Genomic DNA, 26,426 nt, shown 5'->3' on the forward strand with positions numbered 1-26,426 from the left:
GACACGAATACTCTTTCCCTATGCCAGCCACCGCAGCAGCCCCCGTCACCATCGCTCCCGAGCAGGCCTCCTGGTTCGCCGAGACGTTCTCGATCCTGACCGGCAACATCGAGCAGGCGATCCTCGGCAAGCGCCACGTGGTCGAACTCGTGCTCGCCACCGCCGTCAGCGGCGGCCACGTCCTCCTGGAGGACTATCCGGGAACCGGCAAGACAGCGCTCGCCCGCGCCGTCGCCCAGACGGTCAACGGGACCAGCAGCCGCATCCAGTTCACGCCCGACCTCCTTCCGGGGGATGTGACCGGCATCACGGTCTACGACCAGAAGGAGGGCACGTTCGAGTTCCACGCGGGGCCCGTCTTCGCGAACATCGTGCTCGCCGACGAGATCAACCGGGCGAGCCCGAAGACCCAGTCCGCGCTGCTGGAGGTCATGGAGGAGGGCACGGTCACGGTCGACGGCGTCACCCGGTCCGTCGGCTCCCCGTTCCTCGTGATGGCGACGCAGAACCCCATCGAGCAGGGCGGCACCTACCGGCTGCCGGAGGCGCAGCTCGACCGCTTCATGATCAAGACCTCGATCGGCTACCCCGACGAGGCGGCGACGATGCGCATCCTGCAGGGCGCCGGTCGGGCGAAGACGGTGCTCGACGGCATCGTCGACACCGACACGATCCTGACGATGGCGGAGATGTCGCGCGGGGTCTACGTGAACCCGCTGGTGTCGGACTACATCATGCGCATCGTCGACGCCACGCGGCGCGCGTCCGAGGTCCGTCTCGGGGCCAGTGTGCGCGGGGCCCTGGCGCTGTCGCGCCTGGTGATGACCTGGGCGGCCAAGAACGGGCGCACGTTCGTGACGCCCGACGACGTGCGCGAACTCGCCGTCGTCGCCCTCGCGCACCGTCTGGTGCTCGAACCGGAAGCCGAGTTCGACGGGGTGACGGCCGTGGCCGTGGTCGGACAGATCCTCCTCGACGTCGAACCTCCGCGCGAGAACGGCACTGCGTGACCTTCAGCACCGAATCCCGCCTGACGCGGACGACCGCCGGCACGAGCACGTCGACGCGGACGTCCACCGTCACGCGTTACGACCGCACGCGCCGCGGTCCCGTGCGCGGCGCGGTCTTCGGCGCGCGTCGGGTGGCCCGCTCCGTGGGGCGCGCGACGAGGGCCACGGTCGGCTGGGTCCGTGAGACGGTCACCACGGCGGGCATGCTCGTCGCCGCGGCCGTGGTGCTCGGCGTGCTCGCCGGGCTGCTGTTCGGCTGGGTAGAGGCCTGGGCGGTCGCCACGATCGCGCTCGTGCTGCTGGTGGCCTGCGTGCCGTTCATCCTCGGCGCCCATGACTACCGGATCGATCTCGTGCTCGACCGCGACCGCGTCGTCGCCGGTGCCGAGATCGGTGCGACGCTCGACGTCCGCAACAACGGCGAGCGCCTCTCGCTCCCCGGCGTCGTGGACGTGCCGGTGGGGGAGGGCCTCGTCGAGGCGCACGTGCCGCTGCTCCGACCGGGCGCGCACCACCGTGAGGAGCTGACGATCGCCGCGCACCGCCGCGGCGTCATCGATGTCGGCCCCATGACGATCACCCGCGGCGACCCGATCGGGATCCTCCGCCGAGAACTGCGCTGGCCGGACGTGCAGCGCATCCATGTGCACCCGGTGACCGTGCGGCTCCCCAGCACCAGCGCGGGCCTGATCCGCGACCTCGAGGGCACGCCGAGCACCACCCTGGTGGACGCCGACCTCTCCTTCCACGCCGTGCGGGAGTACGTCGTCGGCGACTCGCCGCGCCACATCCACTGGAAGTCGACGGCGAAGACGGGCACCCTCATGGTGCGGCAGTACGAGGAGTCCCGGCACGCGCGCATCGCCGTCATCCTCGACCTCGACCCCGAGTCCTACGCGAGCGACGACGAGTTCGAGAACACGGTCAGCGCCGCCGCGTCCCTGGCGCTGCAGGGCGTGCGGGACGGCAGGGACGTGCTCTTCTCGGTGAGCAACGAGATCCCGGAACACGGCCGCGCGGAGGTGCTGTCGATCCGCACTCTGCCCACGGTCACTCCCAAGGCGCTCCTCGACGCGACCTCCACGATCGATCAGGCGGCACGGGTGATGCGGCTCGAAGCCGTCGCCGCCCTCACGGCGCAGTCGTACCCCGACCTGTCGATCGGGTTCCTGCTGACCGGCTCCCTCCTGCCTCTCGAGCGTCTGCGTCACGCGGCGGTGAAGCTCCCGGCGGCCGTGGAGGCCGTGGCGGTGCGCAGTGAGCTCGGTGCGCAGCCGACGATGCGGACGGCCAGGGAGCTCGCGGTGATGACCCTCGGGGCGCTCGGCGACCTCCCGCAGATGCTCGCCCGCGGAGCCCTGCGATGAACGCGGCCGGCCCGAAGCGCGGGCGGCCGCGTCGCGGAAGCCTCCCCTCGGCCCTGACCCTCTGGTCGCTGGGATACGTGCTCGTCGGCGTGCTCCTCGCCACAGCGGCCGCCTGGCCGGTCTACGAGTCGTCCCGGGCCCTCGCCGTGGGGATCGTCGGCGGCCTCCTCGGCATGGCCGTCGCCGTCGTCGCGCGCATCCTGCGCTGGGGAACGCTGCTCGCCGCGCTTGCCGCAGTCGGCGTGTACCTGCTGGTCTCGGTGCCACTGGCCATCCCGTCCGCGCTCACCTCTCTTCCCGCATTCCTCGGCGGCGTGCGGGACGCGGTGCTCGGGGTCGTGCTCGGGTGGAAGCAGATGCTCACCCTGAACCCGCCGCTGGGCGAGTACCAGGCGGTCCTCATCCCCTTCCTCGTCGTGATGCTGTCCGGCTCGTTCGTCGCCACCCTCCTCGTCTGGAGCGGGGGCAGGCGGGCGGTGGCCGCCGTCCCCGTGGTCGTGGCGATGAGCGTCTTCGGCATCGCCTTCGGCGTGAGCGGCACGTCCTCCCCGGTCTCGGTGGCCGGAGTCGAGCTCCCCGCGCCCCGGGAATGGCTGATCGGCGTCGCCGTCTTCGTGGTGTCCCTCGTCTGGCTCGTCGGACGCACGCGGCTGCAGCGCGCCGCCGCCCTGCGCAGCGTGGCGGCGGCGAACATCTCCCGCCGTGCGACCCCCGCCTGGCTCACCGTGCGCCGGCACCTCCTCTCCGCGGGGTTGGCCGTTATCGCCCTGGCCGCGGGCTTCGCGATCGCTCCCGCGGCGGCCGGCTGGTCGGACCGCTCCGTCCTCCGCGACGAGATCGAGCCCATGGTGGTGGTGCAGGAGCAGCCGAGCCCGCTCAGCTCGTATCGATCCTGGTTCGCCGGCGGCATGCTGGACACGCCGGTCGTGCAGCTGGAGGGCGATCCCGGTGCCGTGGATCGCCTCCGTCTGGTCACCCTCGACGCCTACGACGGCGAGGACTTCCACATCGACGCCGACGACCGCTTCAGCCGCCTGCCCCGTTCGGCCCTCCCCGGCCCCGGCCGGGTGACGATGGAGATCACGATCGGCGAGGGCTACCGGGGGATCTGGGTTCCGTCGCCGGCCGGCCTCGCCGAGGCTCCCGCCTTCTCCGGGGAGCGGGCGGACGCGCTCGCCGACGGCTTCCACGTGAACGCCGACGGCGACACCGCGATCACCGTCGCCGACGCGCCGGGCGGCGGGGAGGGGTTGGTGCCCGGGGATCGCTACGCCGTGCTCATCGATGCGCCGGGCAAGCCCGGTGACCTCACAGCGCTCCAGGGCGGACGCTCGACCCTCGACACCGATCGGTACCCGGCGCTCGTCGAATGGGCCGAGATGCAGGAGCAGCCGCGGACCGGCGCCGGCTACCTCGAGGTGATCGATCGCCTGCGGTCCCGCGGCTATCTCAGCCACGCGCTGCTGGAGGACGAAGCGGCCGCCGGTTGGATCGCCGCTCTGCAGCAGTCCGAGGGGTATGCCTTCGCGCCCAGCTATGCCGGGCACTCCGCCGCCCGCATCGAAGAGCTCTTCACGGCGCTGACCGAGCAGGAGCGGCGGGCGGGCGCCGACGCGAAGCCGGAGATGCTCGTGTCGGCGGTCGGCGACGACGAGCAGTTCTCCGTGGCCGCGGCTCTCCTCGCGCAGCACTGGGGGCTGGAGTCCCGGGTGGTGATGGGCGCGCGCCTCGCCGGCGCGGACGAGGTCCCGGGGATCCCCGCCTGCGGCGACGTGTGCACCGGCGCGAACATGAGCGCGTGGGTCGAGGTTCGCACCTCAGGGGGAGAGTGGATCCCCGTCGACACCACGCCCCAGTACTCCATGCTGCCGAGCACCCTCACCGAGGGCGAGCAGCTGCCGGAGCATCCCACGGTCCCCGAGCAGCCGCGGTCCGAGGCGTTGGACCCGCCGCAGGCGCAGAGCGACGCGAACAACGACGCGCCGCCGCTCGCGGAGCCGGCGTCGGAGGTCCTCGCCGTCCTGCTGCCGATCCTCCGGGGTGTCGGCCTCGGCCTCCTCGCCCTGCTGCTGCTCGCCCTGCCCTTCCTCGTGCTCCTCGTCGCGAAGAGCAGGCGCGCACACGCGCGCCGCACGGCCCCGGATCCCGAAGTCCGTCTGGCCGGCGCCTGGGAGGAGCTCGCCGACGTCTACGCCGATCACGACGTGCCCATGGCCGGGCAGGGCACCCGGACGCAGCGCGCGCAGTCGAGCGGTCGCGCGGCCGCGCAACGGCTCGCCGCCCTCGTGGACCGTGCCGTGTTCGCCGAGCACCCGCCGACTCCCGAGGACGCGACGGCCGCGTGGGCCCTCGTGGACGCGGAGCGGGCGGAGCTCGCCAAGACGGGGACACGGTGGCAGCGCCTGCGTGCCCGCATCCGGCCGACCTCGTTCGTGGCCAGGACGCGGTCGCTGCGCCTCCCCGGCTTCGGTGCACGACCCATGCTCGGTACGCTCGGATGGACCGGTTCACTGGATGACCGGAAGAAGGGGGACTCATGACCGCGCCCGCGGACTCCGGTCTGGCCACGATGCTCGTCATCATCGTCGGACTCGGCCTGCTCGTCGGCCTGGCCGTCTACGTCTGGTACGCCCTCGCGCTCTCGCGCCTGTTCCCCCGGATCGACGGGGAGGGGTGGAAGGGCTGGGTGCCCGTCCTGAACGAGGCCGAGATCCTCGCACGCGGGGGAGTGCCCGCCTGGTCGGTGGTGTTCTACTTCATCCCGATCGTCCAGCTCTACGGGATCTACCTCAAGGTCGTCGCGACCCACCGGATCAACCGGCGCTTCGGACGGGGCGCCGGCATGACGGTGCTCGCCATCCTGCTGCCGCCGGTCTGGGCGACTGTCCTCGCCTGGGGCCCCGCCCCCTATCCCGAGGGCGACCGTCTCGCGGCGCTCCAGCCCGGGCCGCGCCGCAGCGCTCCGCCCGCGACGGCTCCTGCGCGTGATGCCTCGGGGTACACGATCCCCTCCCTCGCCCCGGCCGGGACCGGATCGCCGGAGACGCCGTCCCTGATCTTCCCCGACTACGCCGCGCCGCCCGCGGTGGTTCCGGCCCCCAGCGCGCCGACCGCCGAGCCGGCGGCCCCGCGGTCGTTCGCTCCGCCTGCCGCGTCCCCGGCATCCCCGCCGGCACCGTCCGTGGCATCCTCGCCGTCGGCTCCGCCGTCCCCGACCTTCGCACCCCCGGCACCGTCTGCTCCCTCTCCCGCGGCCGCGGTCCCCCCGGCACCGCCGACCCCGCCCGCGGCGCCCGTCTCGCCCCCGGCACCCGTTCTCCCGCCCGCCGCCCCGGCGCCGCAGCCGGAGCCGCCCGTCGCAGCGCAGCCGCCGACGGGGATCATGGCCGCGATGGGCGACGTGCCTCCGCCGGCCCCGCAGCCCGCGCCGGCACCGGCCGTCCCGCCGGCCGAGCAGATCCCGGCCTCCGCGCCGACGACGGAGGCGAATCGTGTCGTGCGCCCGGTGCCGCCGTCGTTCCGCGACGCTGGTCAGGCCGAGGCCCCGCCGATGCCGACGATCCGTCCCGTCCCGTCTCCGGCCGATGCCCCCGCGGCAGCGCAGAGCGCGCCCGTACCGGCTCCGGCTGCGCCCGAGGGCCTCATCCCCGATGTCGACAAGACCGTGGTGACGCCGCGTCCCACCGACGACGACCTCGACGCCACGGTGGTCGTCGCCCGCAAGCGCGGGGTGCGGCGCGTCCTCGTGCTGGACGACGGTCGTCGGTTCTCGCTGTCCGGCGCGAGCGTCGTGATCGGCCGGAACCCCACCGGGGAGCCGGGCGAGCAGCGGCTGGCCATCCCGGACACAACCCGCACGCTGTCGAAGACCCACGCCCGCCTGGTGGTGCAGGAGGACGAGTGGCGCCTGACCGACCTGCACGCCACCAACGGCGTCGTCGTGGTGGCCGACGACGGCTCGGAGACGCTCCTGGACGCCGGTGAGAGCGTGGTGGGCACCGGCCGGTTCATCCTGGGCGAAGTGGGCATGCACGTCGTCGCGGAGCGCGATTCGTGACCGTGGAATCCGTCGTCCTCCGGGTCGCCGCGCTGACCGACACCGGGCTCACGCGGACGGCCAACGAGGACGCGGTGCTCGACGCGCGTCCGGTCTTCCTGGTCGCCGACGGCATGGGCGGGCACGACGCCGGTGATCGCGCCAGCGCGGCCGTCGTCGCCGCCTTCGAGCCGCTGCGCGGGCGGACGGTCGACGTCGGCGACATCAGTGACGCGCTGAGTCGAGCCGCGGCCGTCGTCGAGGGCATCGCCGCCGCGCACGCCCGCGGTGCGGGCAGCACCGTGACGGGTGTGGCCCTCGTGGATCACGAGGGTGCGCCGCACTGGCTCGTCTTCAACGTGGGGGACTCCCGGGTCTACCGGCACCACGGTACCGAGCTGGCGCAGCTCACGATCGACCACTCCCTCGGACAGGAGCTCGTCGATGCCGGGGAGCTCCGCCCCGAAGACCTGGCCTCGTTCTCGCGCCGCAACGTCATCACGCGCGCGGTCGGGGCTCCGGACAGCACCGCGGACAGTTGGCTGCTCCCCGTCGTCGACGGCGAGCGGCTCCTCCTGTGCTCCGACGGACTCACCGGCGAGGTGAGCGATGAGGCCATCCGCGCGACGCTGACCATGAACGGCCGCCCGGAGACCGCGGCGGCGGCCCTCGTCCGCCGCGCGCTGCAGGGCGGAGGACGAGACAACATCTCGGTCCTGGTGATCGATGTCGTCTCCGGCGGCGCACGCACGCGTCCCGACGACGCCACGGGCGGACGGGCCGCCGTGTCCGCGGTCACCGATTCGATGCTCGAGGGCACGACGGTCCCGGTGCGAGCGCGATGAGCGACGACGAGGCCGAGGAGACCGTCATCCTGACACGGCGCGACCGCCGGCGGGCCGAAGCGGCGGACCCGGTGCCCCCGGCGGCCGATGACACATCGTCCGCCGTCGATGAGGCCACCATCGTGGTGGATCGCGCGAAGACGGCTCCGGCTCCCGACCGGATCGACGATGCCGCGGAGGATGCGCCCGAAGGCGCCGTCGCCGATGAGCCGGTCGATGCCGGGTCCGAGGACGCCGTGGGCGAGGCCATCGATGACGCGACCGTGGTCGTCGATCGCTCCGGGCCTCCGGCGGCCGACGCCCCCGAGGACGCCACCGTGGCGGTCGCGCGTCCGGCTCGACGCCTGCGGCGGAAGAAGGGCGCCGCCGCAGAGGGCGACGGCACCGCACCCCAGGCCGCCGAACCGCGGTTCCGCGTCGACTCCTTCGCCGCCCCGGACGGCGCGCCGGCTCCCGCGATCTACAAGCCGCGTCCGGCTCCGCGCACCCCCGCCGCTCCGCCCGTCGTCGTCGGGGCGGCCGCGCCCACGCGGGTGGTGGAGCCCGGGCTGCCGTCGGTCGCCAAGCAGGCGCAGCGATGGAGCGTCGTCACCCTTGTTGCGACCGTCGGGGCGGGCGTCGTGTCGGTCGTCGGTCTCGTTGTGCTGGGCTTCGTCGTCTTCGCCTGAGGAGGCCGGCGCCCTGCGGCCCTCGCTAGGGTGGGGGAAGTCCAAAGAGGGGGGACAGACGGATGGATCGAGATGCGAAGCAGTCGACGGCGACGAGCAGCACGTCGCGCAGGCCGCGTGTCGCCGGCGTGTTCGCCGTCGTGCTCGGTGCTCTGTCGGCGATCGTCGCGATTCCTGCGCTCGTCGCGGTGTCGACCGACCCGGAATTCCTCTTCGGGGGTCTCGTGGCTCTGGTCGTCGCAGCGGTGTCGTTCCTCTTCGCCGGCTTCGCCTTCCGGTTCGTCCGCGAGCCGTCGACCATGCGCACCGCGATGACCCCGTTGCTCTGGCTCGTCGCGGCGGCGCTCTTCGTCGGAGTGCTCGGCAGCATGGGGGCGTTCGTCTACGGTCAGGTCGTTCAGAACCCGCAGAGCGCGGCCGTCGGGTTGCTCCTGCTGCCGTTGGCGGGAGGCGTCATGGTCACCGGTGCGGTGCTTGTGGGGGCGGTCGTCCGGGCGCGACAGGCGGCAGCCGCCGGCCGCTGATCCGGCCTCTGCCTCTCAGGCTTCGGGGTCGGGGCGGTCGAGGAGGCCGCCCTGTCGTTCGACCTCGACCGCCGCGTCGGCGGGGGTCTCCCGGCGTCGCCGGAGGACGATGAGGATGCCGAGGACTCCGAGCAGGCTCGCCCCGGCGATCGCGGCGATGAGGGCCACTTCGCGGGTGAGGACGAACGGCGGCACCCCGTGGTCGGGCTCGACGCTCACGACCGGGGGCCGCACCGCACTCTCCCCGGTGTCGAAGAAGGGGCTGACGGGTCCGCGGGTGGTGGGGTCGGGGAGGAGCTGAATGGCGGCGGAGGGCCGGATGAAGCCCCAGCCGTTCACGTCATCGCGGTTGTCGGCATCCGCGCGAAGTGCGGTCGCCGTGAGCCGGTACGCCCACCCCGCGGGCGGATCCTCCGGGTGCGCCTCGGCGACCAGGGCCGCCGCCGCGCTCACGTAGCCGGTCGCGAAGCTCGATGCCGGGGCGTCGGAGGCGAACAGGCAGTCCCCGCCGCCCGTCGCCGCGGTGAGCACGTTCGCGCCGGGGGCCGTGACTCCGACCTGCGGGCCGTGGATCGAGCTGTCGGTCGCGAGCCCCGTCGCATCGGCCGCGCTGACGCCGAGCGCCTGCTCGTAGGCGGCGGGATACCGGGCTCCGTCTTCGGCCTCCGGGTCGGAGGCCCTGTTGCCACCACTGGCGACGACGAGCGCTCCGACGGCGGCCGCGTGCTCCACCGCCGCGCGCAGCGCAGGCGAGTCCGTCTCCTGCGACGACGAGACGTTGATGATGTCCGCGCCGTTGTCCGCCGCCCAGTTGATGCCGTCGGCGAGGCGCTGGGCGCTCGGTCCCCACCCCTTGTCGATGTCCTGCGGCGAGTCGCTGCGGAACGCGCGCACCGACAGCAGGCGCGCATCGGGGGCGAGCCCCACCACGCCGGAGCCGGAGACGGGCTGCGCCGCGATCTGCCCGGCGATGGCGGTGCCGTGCCCGGTCAGATCGCTCAGGCCGTCGCCGCGTTCGCCGTCGCCGACGAGGTTCACGCCCCCGACGACGACGCCGGCGAGGTGCGGGTTGCCGGCGTCGATCCCGGAGTCGACGACCGCCACGACGACGCCCTTCCCGGTGGCGAGACGGTTCGCATCCTCCGCCCCGAGGGCCGCGAGTGCCGACGGCGCCTCGGGAGCGAACACCACGGTGCCGGGCTCGCAGGCGCCGGTCGCCATCGACACGATCGTCGTGGGAGCGGTCGGCGCGGCCACCGCGGCGGCCGGCGCCCCCCATACGGCAGCGCCCACCACGAGGGTGGCGAGAGCGGCGCGGCGGCGCATCACTCGTCCCCGGAGCCGGGCGACTCTCTCGCGGCCTCTGTGGTCAGCGCCGGCCCGGCGGCGAAGAAGTCGATCCACGCGCTCGGCACCCGCCCGACGTCGCCGGGGGTGTAACCGAGCTGGGCGAGCGGTCCGCTGGCGGCGTCCTCCGCCGACTCGTCCGGCACGGCGCCCGGGATGGCGTACGCGGTACCGGACTCGTCGACGAGCACGGCCATGCCCACCGCCTCGTCCGACGGGCCGCTCGTCTGCACGAGGGCCCCGCCGCCGACGGTGACGGCGACACGGTCGCGGTCCTCCGGCAGCTCGGTGCTCGTGGACCCGAGGACGGTGCGGGCGTCGCCGCCCAGGACCGCGCACGGGGTCTCGCCGGAGGCGAGCGGCGTCAGCGGAAGCATGGGCCAGTCGTCGCCACCGGCGTTCGGAACGGTGGGAACGTCGGCCACCTCCGCCGGGGACACCTCTTCCTCGTCCGCGCCGGCCTCCTGCGCGCTGCCGAGCAGGTAGAGCTGGTACGCGAGCGGGCTGAGGCGCGCGAGCTCTCCGGTCGCGAGGGCCACGTAGCGCTCGTCCGCGGGGCTGCCCTGCACGTGCACGATCGTGCCCGCCGTCAGATTGGTCCCCGGCACCCGGGCGCCGACGGCGTTCAGACGGATCGGCTCGAGGTCGGCGCCGCTCTCGAAGAGGTTGAGCCAGCGTCCGTCGACCTCGATGACGTCGCTGGTGCCGAGGCCGACCGCGCGCAGCACCGCGTTGGCGTCGTCGGCGGGGACGGCGTACCGGAGGCCGTCCGCGATCACGAAGAGCTCGTCGCCGCGTTGCACGACCGCGCCGGTGCCCGTCGACGGCTCCGCGATCGGCGCCCCTGACAGCGAGACGGCGGTCCCGGCAGAGTCGTCGATGCACGCGGTCCATGCCGTGTTGATGAGGGCGCTCGGGGTGGGCAGGTCGTCAGGGGCACCGAGGATGCCGATCGAACCGCCGACCGGGATGCCGTCGAGGGCGGCCTGATCCGTGCGCACGACCTTGAACTCGCCGGCGGGGATGAGCAGGCGGGCGCTGGCGGTGTTGATGACGGGGTACAGCGTCCCCTCGACCGAGACGTAGCGGGCGCCCGTGTCGGTGGCGACGATGAGGCGGTTGTTCTGCCAGTCGCCGGGGAGGCCCGGCTGCATGATGCCCCAGAACACGCCGACGAGGATCACGCCGACGGTGAGGGCGATGCCCGCGATGACGGCGCGCAGCGGCTTGGCCGGTTCGAGCTCCTTGCCGCCGGGGGCACCGCCGGTGAAGGCGGAGAGGAGCCGTCGTCGGCTGAAGCCCTGGGCTTCGATCAGGTCCTTCTTGGTCGCCATCGGTCAGACGAGCCCCGCCGTGATGACCCCGAGCGGGAGCAGGAGGGCGAGCGCGACGACCTCGACCGTGTCGCCGAGCCGCGTGAGGCGGAGGCGGGCCTTCGGCGTGAGCAGCGTGAGCCCGATGAGCACCACGGTGGCGACCACGAGGATGAGCAGCATCCAGGTGCGCACGTCGGGGAGGGCGAGGGCGACGGTCACACCGGTCGCGGCGAGGCCGATCGCCCCGATCGCCATCAGCACGAGTACCCCGAGCCGGGCGTGCATCTGCCGCGACTGGAACATCATGCCGACGAAGGCGAGCACGCACAGCACGGCGCCCATGACGCCGCTGGCGGCGACGAGCGGGGTCGCGATGAGGGCGGCGAGGCCGAGCGCGGCACGGAGCGCGATGAGCGTGCGGGTGCCGGCGGCGGCGCGACGCTTCACCTCCTCGGCGTCGATGGGCTGCGGCGCGGAGAACATGTCGGCGTCGCTCTGCGGCGAGATCACCCGGATGCGGGTGGAGCTCAGAGCCAGCCAGGGGATGCCGTTCGCGAGCAGGGCCGTGGTCGCGAGCATCAGCGCGTACGAGGCGAGCGGGTCGCCGAAGACCGCGGCCGCCGTGGCCGTGATCCCGATCGAGGCACCGAGGGCGATGGGCACGAGGTGGATCTCGGGCTTGTCCTGGGTGACGGCCAGGCTGAGGCCCCCGACGACGACGAGTCCGAGCCCGAGAGCCGCGAGCGGCCAGCCCCAGATGCTCTGCGCGGGGACCGCGAGGTAGCCCGCGAGCCCGCCGTACGCCGCGGCGGTGAGTCCGAGCGCATGACCGGCCTCGGGCTGCCGCAGCCGCATCAGCACGGCGGCGGCGACGCTGAGCACGACCGCGCCCGATCCCGCGATGATCGCCGGGAGCAGAGACGTCGGCGGCGTCGCGACGAGGAGCACGGCGCAGAGGGCGAGGAAGGTGAGGCTGACGAAGAGGGCGGTGCGGGAGCTGTCCGCGGGGGTCCAGGAGTTGTGCTGCTCCGCCGTCGCGTCGATCACGGCTTCCACGACGTCGTCGTAGACGCGCGGCTCGCGCATGAGCCCGCCGCGCACCAGGGTCAGCAGCTCGCCGTCGTGCACGCCCTGGGCCGCAGCACCGCGAGCGGGGTCGAGGGGCGTGCCGTCCGCCCGCTGCAGCGCGTATCCGCCGTGCGTGAGGGTCGGGTCGAGCACGCCGAGACTGCGGGCGAAGCCGGGGATGATCTCGACCAGGGGGACCTGCGACGGCACCCCCACGTCGAGCCTGCGGTCGTCGCTGACCACGGAGATCCGCAGCACGGTTCCTGCCACGGTGCCGCTCTGGCTCATATCGGTGGTGTCCCCCCACGTGTGTGATGCTCTCCCGCCGCAGGCATTGCGGGGGGTCCGGCCCGGACTCACTCTAGTTGACAGGCCAGATACTATCTGTTGCGCACGCGCGGGCTGCGGCTGAGGCGGCTCGGGCCTGCGTCAGGCCATTCATCGATCGAACGTAGAAATTTCGATACGGATCTGTCCAGGCCGTTGGAAATGGGCACCGACCTGCTTTAGCCTATGTGCGGAAACAGATTGTCGGGGGTTGTTCCGAAGTCGTCCCGTATCGGGAAGGCGCTCCCCCGCGTGTGTCCTCATGGGGACCGGAGGGAGTGAGTAATGGCTGATGTCATCTCCGCAGAAGAGGGGGCTCTGCGTCGCGGAGCCCAGGCCGTGCGGGAGACGAAGTCCGGGATCGATCAGCAGACCAAGAAGGTCCGCGGTGAGATCGAGCAGCTGCGCGGGTTCTGGACGGGTGCGGCCGCCGCATCGTTCACCACGCTGATGTCGCGGTGGGACGAGCAGGCTCGTCAGCTCAACGAGGTCCTCGTGACGCTCGAGGATGCCCTCGCCGGCACCGAGCGCGACCAGGCCGCGACCGAAGAATCCCACCAGCAGACCATCGCGGGCCTCGGCTCGATGATGGGCGCCTGAGCGCAGTCCGCAGAGATTTCAAGGAGAACATGATGCAGTCGATGTCCGTTCGCCCGGAGCAGGTCAACGCTCTCGCGGCGCAGATCCGCAGCGGGTCGCAGGGTATTCGTTCCGAGCTGGACCGCCTCGAGTCCGAGGTCAGCAAGCTTCGTGCGGCGTGGGATGGTGCCGCGCAGCAGGCCTACGACCAGGCGCAGGCCAAGTGGAACCGCTCGCTGAGCGAGATGCAGCAGCTGCTCACGCAGATCGCCGGGAAGACCGAGGAGATCTCGGGTCAGTACGTGCAGACCGATAAGTCGGCTGCGGGGCGCTTCGGCGCGTGAACCCGGGGCGCGGGTCTGACGCGGAGATGCGTCGGGCCCGCGCCGTCTGCTGTGCTTTTCGGTGAGCCACCGGACGGCACAGCAGGCGTGACGGGATCGCCGGAGGAAAGAAGAGGGGGCGTCGATGACCATCGGAATCGACTTCGATCAGATCATGGCCGAGCTCAAGCGGCTGGCCCGTGAAGCAGCGGCTTTTCCTGCCGCGAACGAAGTCGCCGTGTCCGAGGGTGGCACGTCGAAGGCGACGGATGAGCTGCGGAACGCGGTGGCCTACGCGGCCGGTCGTCTGAGCGTGGCCACGCAGAATGCTGTGGACTCCTTGAACGAGACGCAGGAGACGATCCGTCAGGCCGTCATGATGATCGCGGAGCAGGACGCAGCCATCGCTGATGACTCGAAGCTGATCCTGTCGCTCCTCGACTCTGCCGTCGCGCAGAGCGACTCGGACACGAGCGCGGAGGCCGACTACTGATGCGACGCGGTGTGCTATCCGGCGCATCCACTGCGGTCGCGTCGATCGTCGCGCTGGCGCTTCTCCTCCCTGCGTCCGCTCACGCAGCGACGCTGGAGTCGGGTCTGTGGTGGTTCGATCGCGGAAAGGTGCAGGCAGCGCACGATGCGGGCTTCGACGGGACGGGTGTCACCGTCGCGGTCATCGACGGTCAGATCAATCCCGACATCGTCGGTCTCCGCGGCGCGGATCTCGAGGTGAAGGACTCCTACTGTCGCGACGCCAAGGGAGACCCGGTGCCGGCGACGTCGACCGATTATGTGGCGGCGTCGCATGCGACGCACGTCGTCTCGATGATCGCAGGGACCGGAGATGCGCCGGCAGGCGGCCTTCCCGTTACCGGGGCCGCGCCTGGTGCGAAGGTCCTCTACTACCCGGCGATCGTCACCGACGGGGTGTTCGATACCGCGATGGGGGAGAAGTTCGACGAGCAGTGTCTGCTCGAAGACGGCAGCACGGTCATGGCTGATGGGACGACCGGGGTGTCGCGTGCGATCGAGGATGCGGTCGAGGATGGCGCCGACATCATCTCCATCTCCCTCGAGGGCTTCGATCTGACCGACGCCCTCGCCAAGGCGGAGGCCGCCGGCGTGATCGTGGTGGCGGCTCTTCCGAACAACTCCGGGGTGGCCTCGCAGCCTGCGTCGGGCAACGGCGTCGTTGCAGTGCAGTCGTTCGGTGCCGATGGGAAGATCCAGAGCTCCACCACCATCGAGGGCGTGGGCGAGCCTTCGCCGAATCAGAGCGACGACGTGATCGTCGCTGCGCCGGGGATGGGTCTGCTCGGGCAGGGCAGCGAGAACTCCTGGGACGAGCAGGTCCTCCTCACCGGCACGTCGTATGCGACGCCGATCGCGGCGGGCTTCCTCGCCGTGGTGAAACAGAAGTACCCGGATGCCACCTCGGGTCAGCTGCTGCAGAGCCTCATCCGCAACACGGGCACCAAGGGCGAGCACGAGCCGGAGTGGAACGACAGCGTCGGCTATGGAGCGGTCTCGCTGACGGGGATGCTCGCTGTCGATCCGACGGCGTACCCGGATGTCAACCCGATCTTCGATGCAGAAGACCCGAACGCCCAGCCGTCGGCGGCCGACGTCCGCGCTGCAGCTGCTGCTGCGACGCCGGCGCCGACCGCCGACAGCGACGAGCCTGGCGAGACTTCGTCCACGCAGGACGCATTGGTGCCGCTGCTGGTCGGGGGCGGCATCCTGGTCGCTGTCCTTCTCGTGGGCGGCATCATTCTCGCGGTCGTGCTCACACGATCTTCACGACGACGGAACAACGAGCAAGGGGGAGCCCATGGCCGGTAAGCAGGCTGGTGGCGGTTACGAAGCGGAACTCAATCGCATCCGAGCTGTTGAGGACTGGCGCATCCCGAAGGCTCCTGCGCTTCAGAACGCGCTGCGCTCGTTGGACAGTGCGCTTGCTGCTGTGCTCGCATCGTCTGCCTGGGAGGGGAGCGCTGCTGAGAGCGCCAGGACGTCGCTGAACACCCTGCGTGCACGGTTCCGCAACGTGGAAGCGCACGTCTCACACATCACGCGGGTCATCGACACGGCGAACTCGATCCGCCGGGAGACCGCAGCGGCAGAACTCCCGAGCGCGCAGGTCGATTCCTTCTGGGCGAACGCCGCGCGCGTCGGCTCGGTGGTCGTCCACCCTGTGTTGGGGCCGCTGGCCGCCGACACCGCACTCGATGCCATCGGGAACTTCCTCGGCAACAAGCGGGAAGAAGAGGCCCGCAAGATCGTCGAGCGGGTCGAGGCGTCGCTCCAGGAGCCGGCCAAGGAACTCCGCGAGTCCTCCGCGCGGGTGGCGTCGCTCGACATGGACGTCACCGTGCCCGGCGGCACGGATGACCAGCCCGGCGGATCCGATCCCGGTGTGACGGCTCCACGGATCTCGTATCCGAGCGGCATCGGCGGCCCGTCCGGCTCCGCACCGGGCGTCGGAGGTGTGCCTCCTTCCGGCGCCGGTGTCGGCGAGTATCATCCCCCGGTCCCGACGAACCCTTCGGTGCCCTCGGTCCCCACCGGGCCGGGCGGCGGAGGATGGGTTCCAGAAGGTCCCGGCGATCGCCCGGGCGATGTGGGTATCGATGATCCCTCAATCGACTCTCCCGGCGGTGGCCTGCTTCCGGGCGGGCCCGGTGGCGGTCTTCCCGGCGGTTCCGGTGGTCCCGGCGGCTCCGGCTCGCTTCCCGGCGGTGCCCTTCCGGGCGGGGTCTTCCCCGGCGGTGGCGGGGGCCTCGGAGGGATCGTGGGCGGCGGCGCCGGTGCGGCGGCGATCGCGGCGAGCTCGAAGATCGCCGGCTTCGGCAGCATGGGCGGACTCGGCGGTGCGGGCCTGGGCCCGGGTGCCGGTGCCGGACTCAAGGCCGGTGGCGGTCTGCTCGGTAACTCCGCCGTCGGTGGTGTTGGCGGCGTCGGTGGTGCAGGCGGCCCTGGCGGTATGGCCGGTACTGGCGGCGTCGGCGGGGCGGGTGCCGCGGGCACCGGGTCTTCCGGCGCGGCAGGAGCCGGTGGCCGACCGGGCATGGGCATGATGGGCGGCGCCGGTGGCGCCGACGAGGAGGAGAAGGCGAAGCGTTCGGGCCTCGGTGGTCCTATCGCGCCGAAGCTGGAGGACGACGAGGAAGCTGGTCCCCGCGCCAAGGGAGCGCGCGCCGGATCCCGCGACGAACCCACCGACTGAATGACGCCGCTCCGGTTCGAGAAGGCGCGGTACGAGGGTCGACGCGGGGGCATCGTGAACCCCGGGAACGCCGGAGGCGGTGCCCCGCAGCGAGAGTCGCGCGCAGTGGATAAGGTGCAGGTGTGTCAGTCGAGATCGTAGAGCGGCGTCGGATCGTCCTCCAGAGCGAAGACCGCCGCATCGACCTCTCCCTGCCGCTCGACGAGACGCTGGAGGACGCTCTCACCCTGAGCGGGATCCCCGACGCGGACCGGTTCGTCACGATCGGCCCCGGGGGATACGAGATCCCCGGCGACACCGAGTGCGAAGACCTCGTCGACGGCGGCCTCTACGCGCTCATCGACCGTACGGCTCTGGCTCCGCCGGTGCGCCCGGCAGAGAAGGCGACGGGCCCGACGCGCGCCGACCACGGCGCACGGTGGTGGCTGCTGGCCGTGAGCGGGATGCTGCTCGTCGCGGTCTTCGCCCAGGGCGCCGTCGATCCCCTGATCCGGCTGCTCGTCGCCCTCCTCGTCGCCGCCGGTGCGGTCGGTGGCGCCGTCGCGTGGGCGCGACGGGACTCCGCGGCGGGAGTGCGCGGCATCCTCGGGGTGCTCGCGCCGGTGCTGCTGTCGTTCGCGGCCGGCGCTCTCCTCATCCCGGCCGGGCTGGAGGACGCGTCGCACCTGTCGACCGCCACCGGGTTCCTCGCGGCCGGCATCACCACCGCGATCATCGCCGTCACGGCCAGGGCTCGGCCGATGCGCGCCGCCGCCGGCACGGCGACGGTGCTGCTCGTGGGCCTCGCCGCCGTCTGGGGCCTCGCCCTGCTGCTGCGGTGGGGGGAGGCGGAGGCCGCCGCCCTCTCGCTCGGCCTCGTGCCGCTGGGCCTGCGTGCCCTCCCGAGCAGCCTCGTCAACCTGCCCGAGGGCTACTTCATCGACTACAAGCACTTCATGACCAGCCGGTGGACCGTGCGCGGAGCCATCCCCGACTCGGTCGGGCTGCTGCGTCCGGAGCGCATCACCGCGGTCGTCGACGATTCCTCCGCGCGACTCATCGCGGGCACCGCCGTGCTGAGCATCGTGGCCGCGGTGATGGCTCCGGTCGCGTTCCTGCGGCCCTGGCCCGACGACGCGTTCGTGGTCTCGGGTGGGATCGCCCTGCTCTGCTGCCTCGCGCTCGCCCTGCTGCTCACGCCGCGGCACACCACCTCGCGCCTCCTCCGGTGGTTCCCCCGTGCCGCGGCCGCCGTGGTCTGCCTCGTCGCCGGCATCCAGGTCGCGGCGGCCCTCGGAAGCGGCTTCCACCTGCTCGGAGCGGCCCTGCTGTTCCTCGTCGGGTTGGCGGCGGTCGCCGTCGTCATCCCGGTGTCCAAGGGCGCGAAGTCGCTGGTCTGGTCGCGGGTCGGAGACGCGTTCGAATGGCTCGCCGTCGCGCTCGCCCTGCCGTCGGCCCTGCTGTACGCGAATGCGCTCTCCCTGGTTCGTGGAATGATGGCCGGATGAGCGGGAACGGCCCATCACAGTCCTGGCCGAGCGGGGGTCCGATCCCGCCGATGGCGCCCGGCGGAGACCGTCCGGGGGAGATCCCTGCGCTGCCGCCCGCCCTGATCGCGGCGCCCCCCGGTGTCGACGGCACGCCGCTGCGCCAGACGCCCGCGCCGCCCACGCCGATCGCCTCGTCGCGGCGCACCGTCCCTCGGCCGGCCGAGGGACTCGGCCCCGCCTTCCGCGGAGCCCCCGCCGGCACCGTTCAGCGGATCGCGGCCTTCACCCTCGACGCGGCTGCCGTGTTCCTCGCTTCCGCCGTCGTCCTCGTGCTGACGCAGAGCGTGCTGCTCGCCGCCATCACGGTCTTCGAGCTCGCCCTGTTCCTCTGGGTGCTGGAAGCGCGGACCGGCCTCACCCTCGGCAACGCCGTGCTGCGCCTGCGCAGCGCGCGCGCCGACCGGCCGTGGTCGCCGGGGATCGGGCGCCAGTTCGTCCGCGGCATCATCACCGGAGCCGGCTTCCTCGTGGCTGTCGGCAGCTGGGTGGTCGTCGCCTCCAGCGCCTGGGATCGCGGCGGCAGACGGCAGTCCTGGGCCGACCGCGTCGCCGGCACCGTCGTGGTCGCCGTGCCCGCCAAGGCGGCCGTCGAGGCTCCGCCGGCTCCTGCCGCGGCGGAAGCCGCTCCGCTCGCTCCGCCGCAGGTCGTGCCGCTGGTGGCGGCGCCGTCCGTCGTGGACGAGGACTCCCAGCCCACCGACGCCCGCGCCGCCTCCCGCCGTACCGAGACCCCGGAACCGGCAGCACCCGGATCGGATCGGCCGCTCTTCACCGTCGCCCCCGCCCCGGCGCCGCAGACGGGCGCCGAGGCTCCCGCGCCGGAGACCGGGGCGCTCCTGCTCATCTTCGACACGGGCCAGCGGGTGCAGCTCGCCCTCCCCGTGGCCGCGAACCTCGGGCGCGGCCCCGTCGCCAGCGCGCACGACGACCGCCTCATCGTCGTCACCGACCCCGACGCGTCCGTCTCGAAGACCCATCTGCGCATCGAGCACTCCCGCGGCCGCACCTGGGTGACCGACTTCGGTTCCACGAACGGCTCCGACGTCCGCAGCGACGACGGCCAGACGACCGAGCTCGTCGCTGGCGAGCGCGTGCTCCTCGACGATGCCGACCGTGTCCGCATGGGCAACCGCAGCTTCACCATCAGCCTCCTGCTAGGTACAGACAGCAGCGCCGGAGAGAGAGCATGACAGGACCCCGTCTCGCCCCGCCCCGTGTCCCCTCCGGGAGGCTCCCGGTCCAGGCCCCGCCGGAGCTGCAGCCGAACGACGGCGGCATCGGGATCCTCGGGTCGCTGCTGCCCATGCTCGGCAGCGTCGGCGCGATCGTCATGGTCACCATGTCGAACCAATCCGTCACCGGTCTGCTCACCGGCGGCATGTTCCTGCTGTCCTCTCTCGGCTTCGTCGCCGTCAACGGCTGGCGGCAGCGCTCTCAGCGGCAGGCGGCCACGCTCGGTGCCCGTCGCGAGTACCTGGCGTACCTGACCGAGCTGCGGCAGACCGTCCGCGTCGCCGCCCGGCAGCAGCGCCGCTCCGCGAACTGGCACCTGCCGGCGCCGTCGACCCTGCCGTACCTCGCGGAGGAGCGCACCCGCGTCTGGGAGCGCGGCGTGAACGACCCCGACTTCCTGTCGGTCCGCGTGGGGGTCACCGACCAGCCGCTGTGCGTCACGCTCGAAGCTCCGGAGCTCCCGCCGCTGGCGCAGCTCGACCCTGTCGCCGCCTCGGCCGCGCACCGCTTCATGCTGACGCACGAGGTCCAGAAGAACCTCCCGCTCGGCGTCACCCTCCGCGACTACGCCCGCATCGAGATCACGGGTGACGAGGACGAGACCCGGGCGCTGGCCAGGGCCATGCTGCTGCACGCGGCCACCATGCACGACCCCGACGTGCTGCAGATCGTCATCGCCGCGGACACCGGGGTGCTCCCGCAGTGGGAGTGGGCGAAGTGGCTGCCGCACACGCACTCGCGCACCGTCCGCGACGGCCTCGGCGCCGCCCGGATGATCGGCTCGCAGCTGTCCGAGCTCGAGGACATGCTGCCGCCCGAGGTGCGCGAGCGCTCGCGCTTCGCCCGCGACGGCTCCGGACCGAAGACGCCGCACATCGTCATCGTCACGGACGGCGCCACGACGTCGTTCAACGACGCCCTCGTCACCGGCGACGGCGTCCAGGGTGTGACCGTGATCGACCTGCCCGCCCGGTGGGGCGACCTCGACGACCCGAACGCCCTGCGCATCGCGTTCGAGACCGGCGGTGCGAGCACACGCGCCGAGCTCGTCAGCCTGCAGGTGCCCGCGCGCCCGTTCGAGGCCGACGCGATCACCATCGTCGAGGCCGAGGCGACCGCTCGTCGGCTTATCGCCCTGTACTCGGGCGGCACGGCGATCGCGAGCAAGAAGAGCGCGACCGGCCAGGCCGAGCTCGTCGAGCTCCTCGGTCTTCCCGATGTGCGCGACCTCGACCTCGACGCCGCCTGGGCACCGCGCCTGGAGCGCGACCGGCTCCGCGTGCCGATCGGCCAGACCGAGGACGGCAGCCCGCTCATCCTCGACATCAAGGAATCGGCGCAGCAGGGTATGGGCCCCCACGGCCTCATCATCGGTGCCACAGGCTCGGGGAAGTCGGAGGTGCTCCGCACGCTCGTGCTCGCGCTCGCGATGACCCACTCGCCGGAGCAGCTCAACTTCGTGCTCGTCGACTTCAAGGGTGGCGCGACGTTCGCCGGCATGGCCGACATGCCGCACGTCTCGGCCATCATCACGAACCTCGGTGAGGAGATCTCCCTCGTCGACCGCATGCAGGACGCGCTCCAGGGCGAGATGGTGCGCCGACAGGAGCTGCTGCGGGCCACCGGTCCGTTCGCCAACGTGGCCGACTACGAGAAGGCGCGTCGCGGCGGCCGCACCGACCTGGCGCCGCTGCCGGCCCTGCTCATCGTCGCCGACGAGTTCTCCGAGCTCCTGTCGGCCAAGCCGGAGTTCGTCGACACGTTCGTCAACATCGGCCGGCTCGGCCGCTCGCTGCAGGTGCACCTGCTGCTGTCCTCCCAGCGGCTGGAGGAGGGCAAGCTGCGCGGCCTCGACACGCACCTCTCCTACCGCATCGGTCTTCGGACGTTCTCGGCGGCCGAGTCCCGTACGGTCCTCGGCGTGCCGGACGCCTATCACCTGCCCACGCAGCCGGGCGCCGGCATCCTGAAGTCCGACACCGAGACCATGACCCAGTTCCGCGCCGCGTACGTGTCCGGACCACCGCCGCGTCGTCGTCGTCGGGCCTCGTCCGGCTCCGGCCAGAGCACGGGTTCGACCGCGGTCGAGCTGTTCACCGCCGCGCCGGTGTGGCGGGCGGAGGCGCCGTTGGACGAGCCGGAGGTCGTGGTCGACGCCGAGCCGGAGGAGAAGCGCAACACCTTCGAGATCGCGGTCGAGTCCATGAAGGGACGCGGCCCCGCGGCGCACCAGGTGTGGCTGCCGCCGCTGGTGACACCGGCCACCCTCGACCAGCTCTTCGGCGACCTCGTCGAGGACCCGTCGCTCGGTCTCGTCTCCCCGCGCTGGCGGAAGGCGGGAGCGCTCACGGTCCCGCTCGGCATCGTCGACGTGCCGCTGGAGCAGCGCCGCGAGAACCTCGCGGTCTCGCTCGGCGGCGCGGCCGGACACATGGCCATCGTCGGCGCGCCCCTGAGCGGTAAGAGCACGCTCGCGCGGACGACGGTCGCCGCCCTGGCGCTCACGCACACGCCGCAGGAGGTGCAGTTCTTCGTCATCGACTTCGGCGGCGGCAGCTTCACCGGCATGCAGGACTTCACGCACATCAGCGGCGTCGCGACGCGGTCCGAGCCGGACGTCGTCCGCCGCACGGTGGCTGAGGTCACCAGCCTGCTGAACGCCCGCGAGGTGTACTTCCGGCAGCACGGCATCGACTCGATCGACGCCTACCGGCAGCGCCGCGGGCAGGGACTGGCCGACGACGGCTACGGCGACATCTTCCTCATCGTCGACGGATGGGGCACGCTCCGCGCCGAGTTCGAGATGCTGGAGCCGCAGATCCAGGCGATCGCCGCCCGCGGTCTCACCTACGGCGTCCACGTCGTGATCACGGCGGCGCGCTGGATGGAGATCCGGGCCAACATCAAGGACCTCATCGGCACACGCATCGAGCTGCGTCTGGGCGACCCGACGGACTCCGAGGTCAACCGCAAGGCGGCGGAGAACGTCACGGCCATCCCCGGCCGCGGCCTCAACGACCGCGGCCTGCAGATGCTCACGGCGCTGCCGCGTGTCGACGGCGTGGACGACGCGTCGAGCCTGCCGGACGGGATCGACGACCTCGTGGCCCGCGTCGCGGCGGCGTGGCACGGACCGGCAGGACCCAAGCTGCGCCTGCTGCCCTCGCGCATCAGCCATGCCGATCTGCGCGCCGTCGCGGCCGCGCAGTCGCCGGACGGCGCGGAGCCCCGCGAACTGCTGCTGGGTATCGACGAGGCGAACCTCGCCCCGTTCTCGATCGATCCGGTCGCCGAGCCGCTGCTGTATCTGTACGGCGACGCGGACTCCGGCAAGTCGTCGATGCTCCGCGGCGTCGTGCACGAGATCACGCGTCTGTACGGGCCGACCGAGGCGAAGATCTTCGTCGTCGACTACCGTCGTGCCCTGCTCGGCGAGATCCCGCAGGAATACCTCGGCGCCTACCTCACGTCGCATGAGATGACCGAGGGCGGGATGAACGAGCTCGCGCAGTTCTTCCGGAGCCGCATCCCCGGACCCGACGTCACGCCCGACCAGCTCCGCAGCCGGTCGTGGTGGAAGGGGGCGGAGGGTTTCGTCCTCATCGACGACTACGACCTCGTGGCGACCTCGCAGGGCAATCCGGTTGCGGTCCTCGCGCCGCTGCTCGCGCAGGCGGCCGACCTCGGCCTCCACGTGATCCTCACCCGCCGCACCGGCGGGGCGAGCCGCGCCGCGTACGATCCGATCATCCAGCGCATGACCGACCTGGGTGCGACCGGCATCCTGCTCTCGGGCAGCCCCGAGGAGGGCCAGCTCATCGGCAAGGTGAAGGCCGTTCCCGCGATTCCGGGCCGTGCGCAGATCGTCAGCCGCGATCGGGGCCTCGTCTCCGCGCAGCTGCTGTGGGTGCCGCCGAGCTACGAGTGACAACCGAGGAGAGACCGAGATGACCTTCGAACCGATGCCGGCCGCAACGCCGATGGTCCCACCCGTGCTGTACCTGCCCCTGAGCGTGACGTCGACGCCCGAGGAGCAGCTCGTCGAGATCCGGGAGCTGAAGGACGGGCGGCGTGCACTGCTCGCCTACACCGCCCTCGACCGGCTGCTGGAGCTCGCCGGCGAGCGGCAGCCTTGGGTGCTGGTGCGCACCGAGGACCTCGGTCAGATCAAGGAGGCGCAGCCCTACGACGTCGTGATCTTCGACCTCGACGTGCCCGCGTCCTACCGCCGGAACGGAGCCATCGCATGAGCCGCATCGCGATGGACCCGGAGGTGATGGCCGTCCATGCGGACATGCACGAGGAGGCGGTCGAGCTCATCGAGACGAAGCTCTCCGGCATTCCGACGGCCGTCGACGGCGGGCTCGCCTCCGATACGGTCGCCGCGATCATGCAGCGGGTGGGGGAGGGCGTCGACGCCCTGTACCGGATCAACGGCACCCTCGGAGAGATCGTCCGCGCCATCGCCGACGACGCGGAGACGAACGAGCAGGACGTGATCGACCAGCTCGACCCGGTCGCGGCCATCGTCGAGGACCTCTGATGACGATCGACACGACCACGTACGGCGACGCCGACCAGGTGCAGGCGGCCGCGGACTGGCTCGACCCCGACCTGAAGGACGCCGCAGACGTCTCCTCCAACGTCACGACCTTCATCCCGACCGGCGTGCGCGGGCACTGGTACGGCGAGTCGGCGGACGACTACGTCACGATCCTCTCGCGCACGACCGACGCCGCGAAGGAGATCAAGGACCTCGCCCGTGACGCCGCCGAGAAGCTCCGGTCGTACGCCGGGCAGCTGCGGCGCATGAAGGAGGACTTCGCGACGCACCGCGACAATGCGCGGGCGGCGGGGCTCCCGGTCAACGGGATGATCATCGGCCGGCCGGTGTCCCTGATCCCGGTATGCCCCACCTCGCGCGACGACCCCTACTGGGACGAGTGGCAGGAGCACCTCGACCGCATCGAGCTGTACAACGAGATCGCCGCCGACGTCGGCTCCTGGTGGGGCGAGCTCGAGGTCTGGATCAGCGAGAACCTCGACGGCTTCCTCGGGACCATGCCGAGCCAGTCCACGGCGGACAAGATCCTGTCCGGTCTGCGGGAGGCGAGCGGCGAGGTCCCGAAGATCTACCTCGAGGGCCAGGGCCTGGCGTGGGCGGAGACGGCGGCCGAGCTCACCTCCCACGCGGAGGATCTGCGTCTCGGAGCATCGGACTTCGTTCGCGAGCTGCGCTCCGGCAACCCTGCCGTCAAGGCCGCTGCCGAGGCCGCCAACCCCACCGGCATGCGGTGGGCGGCTGACGAGGCCGAGGATCTGGCCCGCGGACTCTCTCGCGCGAGTCGGGCGGTGCCGTTCATCGGCTGGGGCGTCGACGCCTGGAACCTCGGCTCGGCGATGTCGTCGGGCGATGACCCGTCGTCCACCGCGGTGGAGATCATCGGCGGTGCGGCGGGTGGCGCGGCTGCGGCTGCCGGGGTCGCCGCGCTCGCGGCGGCCGGTGTCGTCACGCTCCCGGTCTGGGGCACGGCGGTGGTCGTCGGCGGGGCCGCGGTGGCGGTCGGTGCCGGTGCGGTGTGGGCGTACGAGAACTGGGTGCCGCAGGACGTCCGGGAGTCGATCGACGCCGGCATGGCGGATGCATGGGACGCCACGACGGACTTCGCGGAGGACGCCTGGGAGAACACGACCGACTTCGTGGGCGACGCGGGGCACAACATCGGCAAGGCGTGGAAGGGACTGTTCGGGTGACAGGGCAGCAGCAGTCGACGTCTCCGGAGGCGATCTGGGTACCCGGTCATACGGGGTGGCAGGGGCAGCAGCGGGCGACCACGGCACTCACCGTGTTCGGCGTCGTGTTCGCCATCGTGGTCCTGCTGTTCAGCCTGATCCTGTTCGCCGATCCGGCTCCGGCGATGAAGGCTCTGGGGATCGGTGTGCTCGCGGCCGTCGCCGTGGGCGTCTGGCTGATGGTGGCGCACGCCCGCGTCTCCCGGGTCCGAGTCGTCCGGCCGGTCGTCGACGGTCCGGCGATCGCGTTCGGCGGGGCCGCGGGGATCGTCTGGCCGCTGCGCGCCCTCGCGCCCGTGGGGGCCCTGCTCCTCGCGGCGTGGGCATGGAGCATCTTCACAGTGCCCGCAGACCGACTGCCGCTCCTCACCCTGCTCCTCCTCCCGGTGGTCGCGCTGATCATGACGATCGCCGGCATCCGGTCGTGGTTCCGGGCTCCCTCCGCCCATCGCCTGACGCTGCGCCCGGACGGGGTGGAGCTCCGAATCCCGCGCAACAACGTGGCCGTGGCATGGGAGGAGGTCGTCGGCGCCGGCCTGGAAGGCAACCGTGTGGTGCTGCGGACGGCGACCGCGCAGCCGTCCTCGTGGGCGGCGGCCGACCTCGCGAGCGACCCTGTGCTCCTGGCCGAGCTCGTCACCTTCTACGCGAACCGTCCCGACGTCCGTGCCGAGATCGGTGCGGGCACGCTCGCCCGCCTGCGGTCCGGGGAGTTCTAGCGGTGCCTCTCAGCGGGCGCCGGCGGCGTCGGCGAGATGACGCGCCTCGTGGCCGAGGACCTTCACGATGATCCCGTGGCGCCGGAGTTCAGCGACGGTGCGCGCGCCCTCCTCGGCGTCGAGCCCCAGGGCCCGGATGTTCGCCACCACGACCACGTCTCCGGTCCGGAGCGTCGAGATGAGTCGCGCGAGGCGGTCGTTCCAGCTCTCCAGGATGTCCGGCGCCGGGTGACGGAAGCCCTCGATGGGCACGCCGAAGCGGGTGAGGTCGGCGCGCTGCTCGACGACCGACGGCATGCCCTCGCGGGCGACGACGAGGCCGACCAGGCGGGAGCCCGCGGGACGCGCGGTCCAGAAGTTGCGGTTCTGCTGCAGCTCCGTGAAGCACTTCGGGCACTTCGCTGCGTCGTGCGGGAGGTGGAGCGGGCTCGTCAGCGCATCGTCGAGAGACGGCGTCGTTCCCGCCGGGTCAATCGTGTCGCTCATCCCGCACCTCCGCCCTCTATTCTGCCCTGC

The 26,426-nt window shown here is 72.2% G+C and carries 23 protein-coding genes; 19 read left to right on the forward strand and 4 right to left on the reverse strand.

Features of this window, described 5'->3' with window-relative positions:
- Positions 1 to 20: 20 nt before the first annotated feature.
- The 7 genes from ACFU8V_RS04700 to ACFU8V_RS04730 all read left to right on the forward strand — a co-directional run bounded on the left by ACFU8V_RS04700 (position 21) and on the right by ACFU8V_RS04730 (position 8,450).
- Positions 21 to 1,010 carry a MoxR family ATPase gene (locus tag ACFU8V_RS04700; protein WP_126894296.1) on the forward strand — a complete coding sequence of 330 codons (990 nt, stop codon included), beginning with the start codon at positions 21 to 23 and terminating at the stop codon, positions 1,008 to 1,010.
- On the forward strand, positions 1,007 to 2,377 hold the full coding sequence (locus ACFU8V_RS04705) for a DUF58 domain-containing protein (RefSeq protein WP_303709727.1): 1,371 nt from the start codon (positions 1,007 to 1,009) through the stop codon (positions 2,375 to 2,377). Before ACFU8V_RS04700 ends, ACFU8V_RS04705 begins: the two co-directional genes overlap by 4 nt.
- Complete coding sequence (locus ACFU8V_RS04710) at positions 2,374 to 4,917, forward strand: transglutaminase-like domain-containing protein (RefSeq protein ID WP_378869405.1); 2,544 nt, start codon at positions 2,374 to 2,376, stop codon at positions 4,915 to 4,917. Before ACFU8V_RS04705 ends, ACFU8V_RS04710 begins: the two co-directional genes overlap by 4 nt.
- On the forward strand, positions 4,914 to 6,434 hold the full coding sequence (locus ACFU8V_RS04715) for a DUF5684 domain-containing protein (RefSeq protein ID WP_378869408.1): 1,521 nt from the start codon (positions 4,914 to 4,916) through the stop codon (positions 6,432 to 6,434). Before ACFU8V_RS04710 ends, ACFU8V_RS04715 begins: the two co-directional genes overlap by 4 nt.
- Complete coding sequence (locus tag ACFU8V_RS04720) at positions 6,431 to 7,258, forward strand: PP2C family serine/threonine-protein phosphatase (protein WP_025104650.1); 828 nt, start codon at positions 6,431 to 6,433, stop codon at positions 7,256 to 7,258. Before ACFU8V_RS04715 ends, ACFU8V_RS04720 begins: the two co-directional genes overlap by 4 nt.
- Positions 7,255 to 7,926, forward strand: a complete 672-nt coding sequence (locus ACFU8V_RS04725; protein ID WP_249521805.1) for a hypothetical protein — start codon at positions 7,255 to 7,257, stop codon at positions 7,924 to 7,926. Before ACFU8V_RS04720 ends, ACFU8V_RS04725 begins: the two co-directional genes overlap by 4 nt.
- Positions 7,927 to 7,988: 62 nt before the next feature.
- A complete protein-coding gene (locus tag ACFU8V_RS04730; protein ID WP_025104648.1) occupies positions 7,989 to 8,450 on the forward strand; it encodes a hypothetical protein in 462 nt (153 codons plus the stop codon).
- Positions 8,451 to 8,465: 15 nt separating this feature from the next.
- Here the strand turns inward: ACFU8V_RS04730 and ACFU8V_RS04735 are convergent, their stop codons facing one another.
- From ACFU8V_RS04735 to eccD, 3 genes are read right to left on the reverse strand one after another with little or no spacing between them, the layout of a single operon-like run.
- On the reverse strand, positions 8,466 to 9,776 hold the full coding sequence (locus ACFU8V_RS04735) for a S8 family serine peptidase (protein WP_126894604.1): 1,311 nt from the start codon (positions 9,774 to 9,776) through the stop codon (positions 8,466 to 8,468).
- The gene (gene eccB, locus ACFU8V_RS04740; RefSeq protein WP_338565371.1) at positions 9,776 to 11,131 is read right to left on the reverse strand and encodes a type VII secretion protein EccB; all 1,356 of its coding nucleotides are present in this window, start codon (positions 11,129 to 11,131) and stop codon (positions 9,776 to 9,778) included. The genes ACFU8V_RS04735 and eccB overlap by 1 nt, the downstream gene beginning before the upstream one ends.
- 3 nt (positions 11,132 to 11,134) lie before the next feature.
- Entirely contained in the window at positions 11,135 to 12,469 is a 1,335-nt protein-coding gene (eccD, locus tag ACFU8V_RS04745; RefSeq protein ID WP_378869413.1) for a type VII secretion integral membrane protein EccD, read from the reverse strand.
- Positions 12,470 to 12,793: 324 nt separating this feature from the next.
- On the opposite strand from eccD, the gene ACFU8V_RS04750 reads away from it, so the two are divergent.
- From ACFU8V_RS04750 to ACFU8V_RS04805, 12 genes are all read left to right on the forward strand, one after another.
- Positions 12,794 to 13,108 (forward strand): WXG100 family type VII secretion target, encoded by a 315-nt coding sequence (locus ACFU8V_RS04750; protein ID WP_025104644.1) that lies wholly within the window; start codon positions 12,794 to 12,796, stop codon positions 13,106 to 13,108.
- A 41-nt stretch (positions 13,109 to 13,149) separates the two neighbouring features.
- The gene (locus ACFU8V_RS04755) at positions 13,150 to 13,431 is read left to right on the forward strand and encodes a WXG100 family type VII secretion target (protein ID WP_081811619.1); all 282 of its coding nucleotides are present in this window, start codon (positions 13,150 to 13,152) and stop codon (positions 13,429 to 13,431) included.
- 124 nt (positions 13,432 to 13,555) lie between these two features.
- Positions 13,556 to 13,903 (forward strand): hypothetical protein, encoded by a 348-nt coding sequence (locus ACFU8V_RS04760; protein WP_025104642.1) that lies wholly within the window; start codon positions 13,556 to 13,558, stop codon positions 13,901 to 13,903.
- A gap of 11 nt (positions 13,904 to 13,914) precedes the next feature.
- Positions 13,915 to 15,252 (forward strand): S8/S53 family peptidase, encoded by a 1,338-nt coding sequence (locus ACFU8V_RS04765; protein WP_231729395.1) that lies wholly within the window; start codon positions 13,915 to 13,917, stop codon positions 15,250 to 15,252.
- 205 nt (positions 15,253 to 15,457) lie between these two features.
- Positions 15,458 to 16,636 (forward strand): hypothetical protein, encoded by a 1,179-nt coding sequence (locus tag ACFU8V_RS04770; RefSeq protein ID WP_085604929.1) that lies wholly within the window; start codon positions 15,458 to 15,460, stop codon positions 16,634 to 16,636.
- Positions 16,637 to 16,758: 122 nt separating this feature from the next.
- Complete coding sequence (locus tag ACFU8V_RS04775) at positions 16,759 to 18,123, forward strand: hypothetical protein (RefSeq protein WP_139833252.1); 1,365 nt, start codon at positions 16,759 to 16,761, stop codon at positions 18,121 to 18,123.
- Positions 18,120 to 19,355: an FHA domain-containing protein gene (locus ACFU8V_RS04780; RefSeq protein WP_374459667.1), complete on the forward strand. Its 1,236-nt coding sequence runs from the start codon at positions 18,120 to 18,122 to the stop codon at positions 19,353 to 19,355. Before ACFU8V_RS04775 ends, ACFU8V_RS04780 begins: the two co-directional genes overlap by 4 nt.
- Positions 19,352 to 23,326 (forward strand): type VII secretion protein EccCa, encoded by a 3,975-nt coding sequence (eccCa, locus tag ACFU8V_RS04785; protein ID WP_378869420.1) that lies wholly within the window; start codon positions 19,352 to 19,354, stop codon positions 23,324 to 23,326. The genes ACFU8V_RS04780 and eccCa overlap by 4 nt, the downstream gene beginning before the upstream one ends.
- Positions 23,327 to 23,345: 19 nt before the next feature.
- Positions 23,346 to 23,648 (forward strand): SAV_915 family protein, encoded by a 303-nt coding sequence (locus tag ACFU8V_RS04790; RefSeq protein WP_085604937.1) that lies wholly within the window; start codon positions 23,346 to 23,348, stop codon positions 23,646 to 23,648.
- A complete protein-coding gene (locus ACFU8V_RS04795; protein WP_062635420.1) occupies positions 23,645 to 23,941 on the forward strand; it encodes a hypothetical protein in 297 nt (98 codons plus the stop codon). The genes ACFU8V_RS04790 and ACFU8V_RS04795 overlap by 4 nt, the downstream gene beginning before the upstream one ends.
- A complete protein-coding gene (locus ACFU8V_RS04800) occupies positions 23,941 to 25,152 on the forward strand; it encodes a hypothetical protein (RefSeq protein WP_025104634.1) in 1,212 nt (403 codons plus the stop codon). The genes ACFU8V_RS04795 and ACFU8V_RS04800 overlap by 1 nt, the downstream gene beginning before the upstream one ends.
- Positions 25,149 to 25,910 (forward strand): hypothetical protein, encoded by a 762-nt coding sequence (locus tag ACFU8V_RS04805; RefSeq protein ID WP_374459670.1) that lies wholly within the window; start codon positions 25,149 to 25,151, stop codon positions 25,908 to 25,910. The genes ACFU8V_RS04800 and ACFU8V_RS04805 overlap by 4 nt, the downstream gene beginning before the upstream one ends.
- 9 nt (positions 25,911 to 25,919) lie before the next feature.
- Here the strand turns inward: ACFU8V_RS04805 and ACFU8V_RS04810 are convergent, their stop codons facing one another.
- Positions 25,920 to 26,396: a dehydrogenase gene (locus tag ACFU8V_RS04810; RefSeq protein WP_025104632.1), complete on the reverse strand. Its 477-nt coding sequence runs from the start codon at positions 26,394 to 26,396 to the stop codon at positions 25,920 to 25,922.
- Positions 26,397 to 26,426 lie beyond the last annotated feature (30 nt).

It is taken from the genome of Microbacterium sp. NPDC057658 (assembly GCF_042799975.1).
Taxonomy (GTDB): domain Bacteria; phylum Actinomycetota; class Actinomycetes; order Actinomycetales; family Microbacteriaceae; genus Microbacterium.

What these genes read in the sequence shown, in the direction of transcription:
- ACFU8V_RS04790 (WP_085604937.1), top strand. Translation starts at nt 23,346, where the DNA reads ATGACCTTCGAACCGATGCCGGCCGCAACGCCGATGGTCCCACCCGTG.
- ACFU8V_RS04700 (WP_126894296.1), top strand. Translation starts at nt 21, where the DNA reads ATGCCAGCCACCGCAGCAGCCCCCGTCACCATCGCTCCCGAGCAGGCC.
- ACFU8V_RS04750 (WP_025104644.1), top strand. Translation starts at nt 12,794, where the DNA reads ATGGCTGATGTCATCTCCGCAGAAGAGGGGGCTCTGCGTCGCGGAGCC.
- ACFU8V_RS04795 (WP_062635420.1), top strand. Translation starts at nt 23,645, where the DNA reads ATGAGCCGCATCGCGATGGACCCGGAGGTGATGGCCGTCCATGCGGAC.
- ACFU8V_RS04810 (WP_025104632.1), bottom strand. Translation starts at nt 26,396, where the DNA reads ATGAGCGACACGATTGACCCGGCGGGAACGACGCCGTCTCTCGACGAT.
- ACFU8V_RS04755 (WP_081811619.1), top strand. Translation starts at nt 13,150, where the DNA reads ATGTCCGTTCGCCCGGAGCAGGTCAACGCTCTCGCGGCGCAGATCCGC.
- ACFU8V_RS04780 (WP_374459667.1), top strand. Translation starts at nt 18,120, where the DNA reads ATGAGCGGGAACGGCCCATCACAGTCCTGGCCGAGCGGGGGTCCGATC.
- eccB (WP_338565371.1), bottom strand. Translation starts at nt 11,131, where the DNA reads ATGGCGACCAAGAAGGACCTGATCGAAGCCCAGGGCTTCAGCCGACGA.
- eccCa (WP_378869420.1), top strand. Translation starts at nt 19,352, where the DNA reads ATGACAGGACCCCGTCTCGCCCCGCCCCGTGTCCCCTCCGGGAGGCTC.
- ACFU8V_RS04730 (WP_025104648.1), top strand. Translation starts at nt 7,989, where the DNA reads ATGGATCGAGATGCGAAGCAGTCGACGGCGACGAGCAGCACGTCGCGC.
- eccD (WP_378869413.1), bottom strand. Translation starts at nt 12,469, where the DNA reads ATGAGCCAGAGCGGCACCGTGGCAGGAACCGTGCTGCGGATCTCCGTG.
- ACFU8V_RS04725 (WP_249521805.1), top strand. Translation starts at nt 7,255, where the DNA reads ATGAGCGACGACGAGGCCGAGGAGACCGTCATCCTGACACGGCGCGAC.
- ACFU8V_RS04760 (WP_025104642.1), top strand. Translation starts at nt 13,556, where the DNA reads ATGACCATCGGAATCGACTTCGATCAGATCATGGCCGAGCTCAAGCGG.
- ACFU8V_RS04735 (WP_126894604.1), bottom strand. Translation starts at nt 9,776, where the DNA reads ATGCGCCGCCGCGCCGCTCTCGCCACCCTCGTGGTGGGCGCTGCCGTA.
- ACFU8V_RS04800 (WP_025104634.1), top strand. Translation starts at nt 23,941, where the DNA reads ATGACGATCGACACGACCACGTACGGCGACGCCGACCAGGTGCAGGCG.
- ACFU8V_RS04710 (WP_378869405.1), top strand. Translation starts at nt 2,374, where the DNA reads ATGAACGCGGCCGGCCCGAAGCGCGGGCGGCCGCGTCGCGGAAGCCTC.
- ACFU8V_RS04715 (WP_378869408.1), top strand. Translation starts at nt 4,914, where the DNA reads ATGACCGCGCCCGCGGACTCCGGTCTGGCCACGATGCTCGTCATCATC.